This is a genomic window from Leptotrichia rugosa (assembly GCF_041200005.1).
GTDB classification, from domain to species: Bacteria; Fusobacteriota; Fusobacteriia; order Fusobacteriales; family Leptotrichiaceae; genus Leptotrichia; species Leptotrichia rugosa.
This window is the reverse complement of the sequence record NZ_CP165644.1, coordinates 1,377,315-1,390,571: the sequence shown is the minus strand read 5'-3', so window position 1 is coordinate 1,390,571 and position 13,257 is coordinate 1,377,315. Positions and strand designations below refer to the sequence as shown.

The following is a 13,257-nucleotide window of genomic DNA, read 5'->3' as shown; positions in this document are numbered from 1 at the left end:
TGTTGTAAATAATTTTGTTTTGTATTATAATGTGTTGTCGAATGAAAAAATGACAGAAATAAAAAGTAATAAAAAAATATTGCAAAGACAAAATAAAAAATTACAATTTTGTCAATCGGGAGGAAATTAATGTTAAATTGGAAAAAAATGGCAATGGGACTATTTGTATTGGGACAATTTGGAATTATGTCCAATTCTTTTTCAGCATCTGCAACGTCAGAGACACAAGCAGTAAAAAAATATGATTCGTTGAACACCGCAGCGCAAGATTACGCAAAAGTATTACAGGAAATTGCAAATTATAGTTCCAGAGAGATGTCAAAATCAATAAATCCAGACATAGATAAATATGTTTCAAAGTCAAATAACCCAACAATAAAAAAACAGTGGGAGGATGCTACAACAATGCTTTTAGAGCCATATGTAGTTTCTGTTTACAAAGTTAATGAAAAAGGAAATGACGGAGAAGTTGTATTTTTGATAAAAGGTTACGATGAAAATGCTTTAAACAAATATTTGGGAGATAACGCTAAAAAATATATCCTAAAAATTGACGATAGCAAAGATGAAATAGAGCTTGATATAGACGCTTACATCAAATTGGAATACGACTATTTGTCAAAAACACCAAAAGTAAATTTAGCGACTTCTACAGTTAAATTTGAAAAAGGTTCGGATAATAAGTGGCAAGTTGTAGAAGAAAAATAAAAAAATAAAAAAGAAAATAAAGAAACAAATAAAAAATTAAAAAATCAAGATAACAAACATCTTGATTTTTTTATTAAATTAATTATTAAAAATTTTTTTCAAAAATGATTTTCTGTGATATTTACAAGGTCCAATTTTAAGCAAAACTTCCCTGTGAGCTTTTGTCCCGTAACCTTTATGCTTTTCAAAATTATATTCAGGAAATTCTTTAGCTATTTCACACATCATTTTATCTCTTGTGACTTTAGCCACAATTGAAGCCGCAGCAATTGCTAGAGATTTTGAATCTCCTTTTATAACACATTCTTGTTCACCGCTAAATTCTCTTATTTTGTGATTTCCATCAACAAGCACAATGTCAAAATCTGCAATTTCTTTAACTTTGTCAATAGCACGGCGCATAGCAAGAAATGTTGCATTTAATATATTTATTTCGTCAATTTCTGTCTTTGAAGCAATTCCAACTCCGACAATACAATTTGAAATTATTGCTTCATACAGTTTTTCTCTTTTCTTTTCAATTAACTTTTTAGAATCGTTAATTTCCACAATTTCATCAAAATCATTTTTTATAATTACTGCACTTGCCACTACAGGTCCAGCCAGAGGTCCTCTTCCAGCTTCATCAACTCCAAGAACAATTTTTCCAAAACTTTCGTCAAATTTTTTTAAATCGTGTTTTTCAAAATCTTCTTTTTTATTTTTTTCTTTTATAATTTTTTCTCTTTTTGCATTCTTTTCTTCGTTTTCTTCTTTTTTTTCTGTTTTCATAATTTAACCTTCTATAATTTTTTCAAAATCTTCAAATCCACATTTTTTAAGTGCTTTTTTAAAATCCTGTGGCAATTCCCCAAAAATCATCATTTTTTCATTTGAAGCTGGATGATTAAACTCAAGTTTATAAGAGTGTAACATCTGTCTTTTTTCAGAATCACTTCTTCCATAAGTTGAATCTCCCAAAATTGGAAATCCCAAATATTTCATATGAACTCTGATTTGATGCGTTCTTCCAGTTTCAATGTTTACTTTCACAAATGAAAATTTTTCATTTTGAGCCAAAACTTCAAAGTTTGTAATCGCATTTTTTCCATTTGTTGCATCGACAACTGCCATTTTTTTTCTATCTAATTTATTTCGTCCAATATTTGTCACAATTCGCCCACTTTTTTTATTTATTTTTCCTTTTACAATTGTGAGATATGTTTTTTTTATTTCTTTTGTAGAAAACATATTTGACAATTTTAAATGTGATTTGTCATTTTTAGCGATAATTATAAGTCCACTTGTGTCCTTGTCAAGTCTGTGGACAATTCCAGGTCTGATTTTTCCGTTAATTCCCGATAAATCTTTAATGTGATACATAATTGCATTTACAAGTGTTCCGCTGTTATGTCCGTGAGCTGGATGAACAACCATTCCAGCGTTTTTATTTATAATTGCCAAATCTTCGTCTTCGTAAACTATATTAATTTCAATATTTTCTGGTTTAATTTCAATTTCTTCCAGTTTTGGAATTTCCATTTCAATTTCATCGTTTTCTTCAATTTTATAAGATGCTTTTGTCTTTTTGCCATTTACCAAAATATTTTCATCTTTTATGAGATTTTGGATTCTTGTTCTTGTTAAATCAAATTCTTCGGCAAGAAACTTGTCAATTCGAGTTCCAGATTTTTCGTTTGAAATAATTATTTTTTCCTTTTGCTTTTCCAAATTTTTTCCTTTCTCAAATATTTTTGTTTAATTAAAAATTCTAACTTTCGTCATCGCATTTTTGAAAAATTTTCATCTTTTGTGAATAATTTTTTTTGTGATGGTTTTCAATCAAAACTGATAAATCCTTATCAATATTTTCCAATTTTTTTGCCCCAATTTTTGGATGATTTTGAAGTTTTGTAAAAAATCCAAATTTGTGCAAAACTCTTTTAAAAAACGATGCTTTTCCTTTTCCGCAGTCATGTAAAAGTGCTAATTTCAGATATATTTTTTCATTTTTCAACTCAGTTTTTTTTATTTTTTTTAGAACTTCTAAAGAATGAAATTTGTCGTATTCAGACATTTCCAAAAAAATTTTTTTTTCTTTTTCGTCAAGAATTTTAATCATTTCAGCCATATATGCCTTATTAATTTTTGGGAAATAATAATCATAAAATTTTTTAAAAACATTCATTTTATTTATCACACCTTTTTTCAAAAATTTTTTAAATTTTTTTACAATGCTTTTACAACAACATTTCCAACAACTTTTTTAATTTTTTTAATATTTTTTCCCTTTTTTCCAATAAATTGCCCTTTGTCTTTATTTTTCACAAAAAACACCGTAAAATAAGCATTTTTTTCAATTTTTTGGATTTTTTCAAGTTCTTCAAATTCATTTTTTTCAAAATAATTTTTTTTGCAAAATAAATCTTCAAACTTTTCAACTTTTTCAAAAATCAGTTTTTTCATCTCATCTGCAAATTCAACTTTTTCAAGTGTCAAATATTTTCCAGAAAGAGCACTTTTTTTATCGTTCAGAATAAAATTGCTCATAATTCTCACTTGCTGTGGCAAAAATTTATTTCCAGAAAAATATAATTTTTTATTTTTATACGAAACAAAAATTTCTCTTATTTTTTCTTTTAATTGCTTACCTTTTTTATTCGTAAACTCTGAAAAATCTTTTTTTCCAGAAACTTTCTCACAAATCAATTCAATTTTTTTGTCGTCATTTTTAATAAGTTTTTCTGGATATTCGTAAATATAATACCTTTTTTTAATCATTTCAGGAAATTCTAAAAACGGAACTGTCCTTTTTATTTCTTTTATCTCAAGTCCATTTATCTTTTTTATTTTTAATTGCGAAAAATCCAGAACTTTTTTCAAATTCAAATACAAAACATTTTCTTTTGCACTAACAAAAGCATCTGTTCTTCCAGCCTGCTGAATTGCAGAAAAATTTTTAATTCCATTTTTTAAAAGAAGATTTTTAAATTCCAGTTTTACGCTTCTTTTATTCGGATTTTCGTCAAAAGAATCAAATTTTTTTCCATCATATTTGACAAAAAATAAATATCCAAAATATTTTGTATTTTCAAATTTTCTTAAATTTTCATAATTTTTATTTTCTAAATTTTTTATTTTTAAATCCATTTTTTATAAAATTTTTTTATTTTTAAAAATTATTCTCCTTTTATTTTTTTAATAATATCTTCAGCCAATTCAATTTTACAACTTTCATCAATTCCCATTTCTCCTTTTATAACTCCAAATCCCCATTTACAGTAGGCAATATCAATTTTTGCATTTTTTGCCGTATTTACATCGACAAGCATATCTCCCACAAACAAAATTTTTTCTTTTGGAATTCCAAATTTTTCAGAAAGTCTGTCAACATTGTATGGATTTGGCTTATTGGGATAATTTTTTTCGTCTGAGCCAATTATTTCACAAAATTCCCATTTTTTAAGTTTTTCTTTTGCCACAGAAAGTGCAGTATTATGGTCTTTATTTGTAATAATCCCTTTTTTTATTTTATTTTTTTCCAAAAATTCAAGTATTTTAGGAATTTCTTTATAAGGCTCGACTTTGTAGTCAAAATAGATGTCGTAATATTTTCTAATTGTTTTAGAAAAAAGTTCTTTATCAATGTCATATTTTTCTTTTTCCAAAATATTTTTAGTAAGTCCAGTGACACCGCCACCTGCAAATTTAACGCAATCATTCACAGGATATGTTTTAAGTCCCAATTCTTTCATTGTGCTATTTACAGTCATTGCAATGGAATTTGAAGTATCAAGAAGAGTTCCGTCCATATCGAAAAGTACTAGTTCATATTTCATTTTTTATCCTTTCTTTTGTTTTAATTTTTTATTTTTTTTCTTTGTTTTTATATTTGAATTTTTTTATTTTAGATTTATAAATAATTATTTATTATAATTTTTTTGGATTTATAAAAAAATATTTTTATGCGTCTGGTTCAATAACCTTCCCATCTTTGTCAATAGGATTTCCATTGTCGTCAACTCGCACAACTTTTATGCTGTCAAGATGTCCTCTCATCGAAGTTTTGAATTTTTCAATATAAAGTTTTCTATATTTTTCTCGTTCTTTTTTTCTTCTTCAGTAAGTTCTCGTTTTCTTGCAATTTTAGTAAATTCGTTAATTTTTTTATAATATCTTCCATTTTTTATTTTTCTCCTTTTATTTGTTATTATTTTGTGATTTTTATTTAATTTTATTATTTATTGTTTTTATTTTTTTGAGCTATAACCCATTTCGTCAAGAAATTTACTATTTTTTCTCCATTTTTTCTTAACTTTTACCCAAAGTTTTAAATTCACTTTCAAATCAATGAGATGTTCAATTTCTCTTCTCGCTTCAATTCCAATTTTTTTAGTAAAGCACCGTCTTTTCCAATGATAATCCCTTTTTGGCTATCTCTTTCGACATAAATATTCACATCATATTTTCTTATCGCCGGTTTAGTTTCAACATTTATTATTTCAACTGCCACGCTATGCGGAACTTCGTCTTTTGTATGATGAAGAATTTTTCTCTTATTGTTTCCACAACAATTTTGTTCACAGGCAAATCTGTGTAATAATCTTCAGGATAAAACCACATATCGTTGGACAAATAATTTTTTGCCACATCAAATATTTTGTGAACTCCAATTCCATATTCCGCAGTAAGTGTAATTATTTCGTCAAAATCTCCCAATTTTTCTCTAATTTCCACTTTTTTCTTCAATTTCGGCATCTGTCATTTTGTCAATTTTATTGATAATCGCAACAATTGGCGTATTTACCGCTCTTATATGTTCATTTACAAACATATCTCCAGTTGAGATTTCTTTAGTTCCATCCAGCATAAACATTATTAAATCAACATTTTCCAGCGCTTCTATTGCAATATTTGTCATATGCTCTCCCAAAAGATGTTTTGGCTTGTGAATCCCTGGAGTGTCGACGAAAATAAATTGATTCTCGTTTATATTTACAATTCCTTTTATTTGATCTCTTGTCGTTCCAGCCTTATCTGAAACAATTGCCACCTTTTCATTTACAAGTTTATTTGTAAGCGTAGATTTTCCAACATTTGGTCGCCCTACAATCGTTATGAATACTGATTTCAATATTTTTGCTCCTTAATCATATTTTTAATAATTATATCATTTTTTGAAAAAATTTGCTATAAAAAAAGGTTTCATTTAAGAAACCTTCGTTAAAATTAATTACATAGCCAGTCTTTTTAGCGTAACTTCAAAAAAAGTAATTACACTTATATTCGCAAAATCTATAAAAAGTGAACCAACTATTGGAATTACAAAAAACGCTATTTTTGAATAAGTATATTTTTCTGTAATCGCTTTCATATTTGAAATTCCGTTGGGAGTAGCTCCCATTCCAAATCCACAATGTCCAGAAACAATTACAGCTGCGTCGTAATTTGAACCCATGGTTTTGAATGTCACAAAATTTAGATATAAATAAATAAGCAGAGTTTGAGCTAGTAAAAGTATAATTACAGGACCTGCTAAATCTATTAAATCCCATAATCTAAGTGACATTAATGCCATCGCTAAAAATAAACTTAGGGAAATATCTTCCAAGATGCTAATTTCTTTTGTTGGAGCATGAAGTGATTCCACATTGTCAGAAATATTTCTAATTATTGCTGCAACAATCATAGGTCCAATATAAACTGGAAATTTCATTGCTGGAAGCAAAAAATTTATGAAAAGTGACAAATATGAACCAATTCCCATGGCAATTAAGATGTAAAAAAATGCCATTGAAAATCTTTCTCCGTCAAGATATGGCCTTTGTTTTTTTAGAACCTCTTCATCTATATCTTTTTCAGCATTTTCTTTTGTTATATGTTCAGGAAGCAATTTGTGCTTTTTAATAAGACGGCTTGCAATTGGGCCACCTAGCATTGAACCTGCAATAAGTCCATAAGTTGCTGAAGCTATTGCTATCGCCTTTGCTCCTGTATACCCCATTTTTTCTATTTCAGGTGCAACAGCTGCAGAAGTACCGTGTCCTCCTGTCATTGCTACAGAACCTGTCATAAGTGCAAGAAGCGGTTTTAATCCAACTAATCCTGAAAGTAAAATCGGCACGACATTTTGTAGTATACAAAGTCCTATTGCCACGAATAAAAATATAAGTACCTGTTTTCCACCTTTTTTTAATAATTTTAAACTTGCGTTAAATCCTACACTTGTAAAAAACATTATCATAAAAAATTTTTGGAGCGTGTCGTCAAAACTAATTTCTACAATTCCTGTCTGACGCAAAATAAAAGAGATGATTGAAAATAAAAATCCACCAATAACCGGTGAAGGTATACAGTATTTTTCAAAAAATTTTACTTTTTTTCTCAATTTCATCCCAATAAGTAGTAAAATAACCGATAGACCTATCGTTTGAATCATATCAAGTTTCATTTAATTCCTCCTTTTTTTCTAAATATTAAATTCACATATCTACATTATACACTAAATGTAGTAAATCTGCAAATTTTAGCTCGAAATATTTTCCCTTAAAATTTGGAAAAACAAATAAAATGTGGTAAAATATTAAATATTATTTTATTAATGAAGGCGGGAAATATTATGGATTTTAAGCAAGTGAAGGAAAATGAAGAAAAAGCTGTTTTAAAAAATAAAAATGTTGTTGACAGTGACTTTTGGCGACAAAAATATCATATTCAAGGAATTGTGGGACTTATAAATGATCCCAACGGATTTTCGCAGTTTAACGGAGAATATCATATGTTTTACCAATGGAATCCGCTTAGCACAGAGCATAAAAACAAAACTTGGGCTCACAGTAAAAGCCATGATTTACTTCATTGGGAAAGATGTGAAACTGCATTAAGACCTGATACTTGGTATTCAAAAAATGGAGTTTATTCTGGAAGTGGAATTGTGATTGATGGAAAACTTTATTTATTTTACACTGGAAATGTAAAAGATGCAGAAGGGAATAGAGAATCATACCAATGTATCGCAGTTTCAGAAGATGGAGAACATTTTGACAGATGGGAGCCAAGCATAGTAAACCAGCCAGATGGATATACAAGACACATAAGAGATCCAAAAATTTGGGAAAAAGACGGAAAATATTATGCGGTTCTTGGAATTCAAAGTGAAAAATTGGAAGGAAAAGTTGTGCTTTACTCTTCAGAAAATATAAAAAATTGGAAATTTGAAGGCGAAATTGCTGGAGCAAATCATGGAAAATTAAAAGACTTTGGATTTATGTGGGAATGTCCAGATTATTTTCAATTAAAAGATGAAAAAACTGGAAAAATCATTGATTTATTAGTAGCTTCGCCACAAGGATTAGAACCACAAGGGGATTTATACAATAATAAATATCAGACAGGATATTTTTTTGGCAAATTGGATTATGAAAAACCAGAATTTGAAATTCGCTCGGAATTTGTGGAAATTGACAGAGGGCACGATTTTTATGCACCGCAATCAATGGAAGATAATAAAGGAAGAAGAATTGTTGTCGGATGGATGGGAGTTCCAGAAGATGAAGATTTTCCTACAGTTAAAAATGAATGGATACATTGCTTGACTTTGCCAAGAAAGTTGAAAGTGAGAGATGGAAAACTTTATCAAGAACCAATTTCTGAAATGGTTTCAATAAGAGGGGAAAAAATCGAATTTGAAGGTTTTGTTAAAGGTGAAAAAGAGATTGGAAAAGGGAAAACTTATGAATTAATTGTCAAATTTAGTGATATTTCTTCAGATTTTGGATTAAAATTGAGAGTTGGAAAAAATAGTGAAACTGTTGTGAAATTTGACTTTGAAGATAAAAAACTAGTTCTTGACAGAAGTTGCGGTGCACAAGCTGATAAGAGCGTAAGAAAAGTTTTTTTAGGCGACAGAAAAGATTTGGAACTTAGAATTTTTGTTGATAATTCTTCCATAGAAGTTTTTGTAAATAATGGAGAAGAAGTGTTTTCTTCAAGAATTTTCCCTTTAGAAAATGCTGATAAAATTATTGTTTTTGCTGAAAATGAAACAAAAGTAAAACTTGAAAAATGGGAATGGCAATAATAAATAAAAATAAAATTATTATAATATAAAATATGAAGATAAAACTTAAAATATAAAACATAAAACACAAAATATGAAAGACATAAAGATAAAGATATAAATATAAAACATATAAAGATAAGGAAATAAAAAAATTGATTAATACTGAAAAAAATAATATAAAACTTGATATAATAAATCTTTTGGATGATATTTTGCATGAAAAAAAATATAGTAATATTCAGATTAATTACTATTTTTCTAAAAATAATTATTCAAAAAAAGAAAAATTATTTGTTACAAATATTGTAAATATTGTGATAAAAAATTTAATTTATATTGATTATTTAATTGAAAGATGTACTAAAAATATAAAAAAGAGAAAAATAAAACAACTTTTGAGAATTTCTGTAGCGCAATTGTTTTTTATGGATTCTGACAACTCAGGAGTTATTTTTGAGGCGGGAGAAATTGCTAAAATAATTAATTCACATCAAGTTGGATTTGTAAATGCAACTTTACAAAATGTTTTGAAAAATAAAGAAAAATTTGATCAAGAAATTCCAATGGATAAAAAAGACGGAATAGTTTATTCATATCCGCAGTGGTTTGTGAATAAATTGAAATTGGATTTTCCAGATGACTATTTAAAAATTATGAAATCTTATAAAAAAAGAAGTTTTCTTTCCGTGAGATACGATAAAAACAAATTTACAAAAGAAGAATTTGAAAATTTATTAAAAAAAATTGACACTCAAATTTTATTTTCTGTGGAAGAAGTTTATTATTTGTCCAATGCAAATATTTTTGAAACTGAAAATTTTAAAAGTGGAGAAATAGTTGTTCAAGATGCTTCTTCATATTTAGCGGTAAAAAATCTTGAAGTTTCACAAGATGATGTTGTTTTAGACGCTTGTAGTGCACCTGGTGGAAAATCACTTGCGATTTTACAGCTTTTTAATCCCCAAATTTTGATTTCTACTGATATTCACCATCATAAAATTAAGATTTTAGAAAATTTGAAAAATAAATATGGATATAAAAATTGGAAAATAGAATTGAATGATGCCACAAAAATTGAAAATTTAGACAAAAAATTTGATAAAATACTTTTGGATGTACCTTGTAGCGGACTTGGCGTACTTCGTAAAAAACCTGAAAAAATATATGAATTGGAATCGAATAATTTTAAAAGTCTTAAAAAAATTCAAAAGAAAATTTTTGAGAGCGCATTTAATTCGATAAAAAATGGTGGAGAAATTATTTACAGCACTTGTACTTTTTCAAAAAATGAAAATACTAATAATGTTAAATATTTTTTGGAAAAATATAAAAATTTGGAAATTAAAGAAGTTGCAATTCCAAAAAATATCAAGATTCTAAAAGACGAGTTTGGTGGCGTTTATATTTCTTATGAAAATGAATATTTGGATGGATTTTATATAGCAAAATTTAAAAAAGTAAAAAAATGTGATGGTGATTAATTAATAGAACAGAAAGGATACGTTAGTATGCAATTTAATTTTAGTGACGACATAAAATTTATAATGCAAAAGTTAAATGCAAATGGAAGTGGATTTCTTGTCGGAGGAGCGATACGAGATTTAATCTTGCGTCGTGATCCTGGAGATTATGATTTTGCTACTGATATTGAATATTCAACGCTAAAGGCGATTTTTTCCGATTATTCACCAAAAGAAGTTGGCGCTCACTTTGGAATTTTGATGATTCATTTAAATGGCGTAGATTATGAAATTGCAAAATTTCGTCGTGAAACTGGAGTTTATAACAGCAGATACCCAAAAGAAATTAAATTTGTAAAAAAAATTGAAGATGACTTATCTCGTCGGGATTTTACGATAAATGCAATGGCATATAGCCAAAAAACTGGGGTTATTGATCTTTTTGGAGGTTTAAAAGACTTAAAAAATAAAACTATTAAATTTGTTGGAAATCCAAAGTTACGAATTGAAGAAGATGCGTTAAGAATTTTGAGAGCTTTCAGATTTATGGCAAAACTTGGGTTTAATCTTGATAAAAAGACAGCTGAAGCGATTTGTGAAAAAAGAAAATTTTTGAATAAAATTTCGCATGAGAGAATTTTTGATGAATTTAGTAAAATTTTGATTGCACCATACGCCATAAAAGCGTTAAAAAAGATGAAATCGCTAAAAGTTTTGGAATTTATAATTCCTGAATTTCGCTACGCTTATAACTTTGACCAAAATAATCTACATCACACCGATGATTTGTTTCATCACATAATTAAAGTTGTAAATCTTTGTGACAAAGACTTGATTACAAAATTTGCAGCGCTTTTTCATGATTTGGGAAAAATTAACACAAAAAGTATTGATGCAAAAGGGATTTTTCATTTTTATGGACACGAAAAGGAGAGCGCACTTATTGCTGAAGAAGAACTTAGGGAACTTAGAGCGCCAAAAGAGTTTATAAATTCTGTAAAAAAACTAATTTTAAATCATATGTTAATCTATCAAGAGGTTTCTGACAAAACTTTGAAAAAATTAATAATTAATTTTGAAGAAAAAAATTTAAAGCGGCTTTTTAATTTATTTTCCGCCGACTTAAATTCTAAAAATATAAATTCTAAAGAAGAAAATCAAAAAATTTTGGATAATTTTTTGCAAAGAATTGAAAATTTGAAAAAACAGGGAAATATTCCTAGCATTAAAGATTTGGATTTGACGGGAATTGACCTGATAAATTTGAAATTTGAAAATAGAGAAATTGGAAAACTAAAAAATGAATTGTATGAATTGGTTTTATCAGATGAATTAAAAAATGAAAAAGAGGAATTGATAAAATATTTAGCAAAAAAATATGATTTGTGTCAAAATTTTAAATATGAAAATTCTTGCGGTGCGATTGTTTTTAATAATAAAATTAAAAAATTTCTGATTGTGAAGATGTTTAATGGAAATTGGGGATTTCCCAAAGGTCACATCGAAGAATATGAAACTCAAGTTGAAACAGCAAAAAGAGAAGTTTTTGAAGAAACTGGAATTGAAATTAATATTGTTTCTGACAAAAAATATGAGATAAAATATATTCCGAATGAAACAACAATCAAAAAAGTTACATTTTTTATTGGAATAACGGAAAATGAAGAAGTGACGGTTGACGAGCAGGAAATTGAAGCATATAAATGGTGCTCTTATGAAGAAGCACTAAAAACAATAACTTATCGACTGCAAAAAGAAGTTTTGGAAAATTCTTACAAAATTTTGAAACAGAAAAATTTGGAAAGTTTGGAAAATTAAATTATGAAAACTGAGAAAATATTGGGTTATGAAGTTCATAGAAAAAAAGTTAAAAATATAAATTTGAGAATAAAAGAAAATATGGAAATTTACATTTCCGCTCCAGAAAATTTGCACAGCGATTACATAAAAAACTTTTTGATTTCAAAAGAAAAATGGATAAAAAATGTCTTAAAAAAACTTGAAAAAATAAAAGAAGAACGAAAAGAAAAAGAATATATTACTGGGGAAATTCATAATTTTTTAGGTCAAAAATATATTTTAACTGTAAAAAATGGAAATTTCAATCGAGTGGCTTTAAAAAATGATAAAAAAAATGAAATTATTCTGACAGTCTACAGCGATATTTTTGACAATTCAGAAGAAAAAAAGAAAATTTTGGAAAAGTGGTATTTTGAAAATGCTAAAAAAATTTTTTTAGAATTATTGAAAAAATGGATGAAAATTTTGAATGAAGATGTAAAAAAATTTTTGATAAAGCCGCTAAATAAAAAATGGGGATTTTGCAATTATGAAAAAAAATATGTGGCTTTAAATGTGGAACTTATAAAACGAACTCCGTTTGAAATCGAATATGTAATTTTGCATGAACTTGCTCATTTAAAGTATCCCAATCATGGCAAAGGATTTTACAATTATGTTGAAAAATATATGCCAAATTATAGAAATGCTGAAAAAATGTTAAATGCAAAACATCATTATTAATTTTTTTAAAATAATAAATCTTAAATATTATAAAAAAATAAAAAATCCCGTTTAGAATTTTAAAGGGATTTTTATTTTAATTATTTATTTTTCTACTTCTCTAATTTTTCTTAAAATCAGATAAAACTTCAACTTTTCCGTCTTCATAGACAAATAAGCCAGTCACAGCTTCGTGGGGCAAATCAAAATGCATTTTTTCTGAAGCTTGAATTATGTAATTTTTTTGGGTTTCATCGTCTATTGGGCATCCTGCACAGTCACTGTGTCCAGCGATGAAGATGTGATCAGATTTATGTTTTTTGACAGAAATCAGAACGACTTTATCTTCCACAGATTTTAAGTAATCTTCGTATACAATTTTATTTACAGGTCCAGCATCTGTAATTGTATCTACATAATTATATTTATAATTATTTCTTATGTATTCATTTATAATATGAATAAATCTTCCGTCCATACAGCAGATTAATGTGCAAAACATATTTTTTCTCCTTTTTTATGTTTTTTATTAAATTTTCAAATTTT

The 13,257-nt window shown here is 27.3% G+C and carries 13 protein-coding genes and 1 pseudogene; 5 read left to right on the top strand and 9 right to left on the bottom strand.

Features of this window, described 5'->3' with window-relative positions:
• Positions 1 to 129 precede the first annotated feature (129 nt).
• Positions 130 to 708: a hypothetical protein gene (locus AB8B22_RS06840; protein WP_094080120.1), complete on the top strand. Its 579-nt coding sequence runs from the start codon at positions 130 to 132 to the stop codon at positions 706 to 708.
• 78 nt (positions 709 to 786) lie between these two features.
• Here AB8B22_RS06840 and AB8B22_RS06835 read toward each other — a convergent pair whose 3' ends face one another.
• The 8 genes and pseudogenes from AB8B22_RS06835 to gltS form a co-directional block, all read right to left on the bottom strand.
• Entirely contained in the window at positions 787 to 1,479 is a 693-nt protein-coding gene (locus tag AB8B22_RS06835; protein ID WP_369710548.1) for a ribonuclease HII, read from the bottom strand.
• Positions 1,480 to 1,482: 3 nt separating this feature from the next.
• Positions 1,483 to 2,418, bottom strand: a complete 936-nt coding sequence (locus AB8B22_RS06830) for an RluA family pseudouridine synthase (RefSeq protein WP_369710547.1) — start codon at positions 2,416 to 2,418, stop codon at positions 1,483 to 1,485.
• Between the two features lie 40 nt (positions 2,419 to 2,458).
• A complete protein-coding gene (locus AB8B22_RS06825) occupies positions 2,459 to 2,875 on the bottom strand; it encodes an HD domain-containing protein (RefSeq protein WP_369710546.1) in 417 nt (138 codons plus the stop codon).
• Positions 2,876 to 2,916: 41 nt separating this feature from the next.
• Positions 2,917 to 3,837, bottom strand: a complete 921-nt coding sequence (locus AB8B22_RS06820; protein WP_369710545.1) for a pseudouridylate synthase — start codon at positions 3,835 to 3,837, stop codon at positions 2,917 to 2,919.
• A gap of 29 nt (positions 3,838 to 3,866) precedes the next feature.
• A complete protein-coding gene (locus AB8B22_RS06815; RefSeq protein WP_369710544.1) occupies positions 3,867 to 4,526 on the bottom strand; it encodes an HAD family hydrolase in 660 nt (219 codons plus the stop codon).
• Between the two features lie 124 nt (positions 4,527 to 4,650).
• Positions 4,651 to 4,767, bottom strand: coding sequence for a hypothetical protein (locus tag AB8B22_RS06810; RefSeq protein WP_369711935.1), 117 nt, complete (start codon positions 4,765 to 4,767; stop codon positions 4,651 to 4,653).
• Positions 4,768 to 4,937: 170 nt separating this feature from the next.
• Positions 4,938 to 5,821: pseudogene (gene era, locus AB8B22_RS06805) on the bottom strand (GTPase Era).
• Between the two features lie 99 nt (positions 5,822 to 5,920).
• Positions 5,921 to 7,138, bottom strand: a complete 1,218-nt coding sequence (gene gltS, locus AB8B22_RS06800; protein WP_094080127.1) for a sodium/glutamate symporter — start codon at positions 7,136 to 7,138, stop codon at positions 5,921 to 5,923.
• A gap of 168 nt (positions 7,139 to 7,306) precedes the next feature.
• Between gltS and AB8B22_RS06795 the strand changes: the two genes are divergently transcribed.
• The 4 genes from AB8B22_RS06795 to AB8B22_RS06780 all read left to right on the top strand — a co-directional run bounded on the left by AB8B22_RS06795 (position 7,307) and on the right by AB8B22_RS06780 (position 12,732).
• Positions 7,307 to 8,767 (top strand): glycoside hydrolase family 32 protein, encoded by a 1,461-nt coding sequence (locus AB8B22_RS06795; protein ID WP_369710543.1) that lies wholly within the window; start codon positions 7,307 to 7,309, stop codon positions 8,765 to 8,767.
• 134 nt (positions 8,768 to 8,901) lie between these two features.
• Positions 8,902 to 10,230 carry a 16S rRNA (cytosine(967)-C(5))-methyltransferase RsmB gene (gene rsmB / locus AB8B22_RS06790; RefSeq protein WP_369710542.1) on the top strand — a complete coding sequence of 443 codons (1,329 nt, stop codon included), beginning with the start codon at positions 8,902 to 8,904 and terminating at the stop codon, positions 10,228 to 10,230.
• A 27-nt stretch (positions 10,231 to 10,257) separates the two neighbouring features.
• Complete coding sequence (locus AB8B22_RS06785; protein ID WP_369710541.1) at positions 10,258 to 12,027, top strand: NUDIX domain-containing protein; 1,770 nt, start codon at positions 10,258 to 10,260, stop codon at positions 12,025 to 12,027.
• 3 nt (positions 12,028 to 12,030) lie between these two features.
• Positions 12,031 to 12,732, top strand: coding sequence for a M48 family metallopeptidase (locus tag AB8B22_RS06780; RefSeq protein ID WP_369710540.1), 702 nt, complete (start codon positions 12,031 to 12,033; stop codon positions 12,730 to 12,732).
• Positions 12,733 to 12,832: 100 nt separating this feature from the next.
• On the opposite strand, the gene AB8B22_RS06775 is transcribed toward AB8B22_RS06780, so the two are convergent.
• Positions 12,833 to 13,213: a carbonic anhydrase gene (locus tag AB8B22_RS06775; protein ID WP_237048590.1), complete on the bottom strand. Its 381-nt coding sequence runs from the start codon at positions 13,211 to 13,213 to the stop codon at positions 12,833 to 12,835.
• Between the last annotated feature and the right edge of the window lie 44 nt (positions 13,214 to 13,257).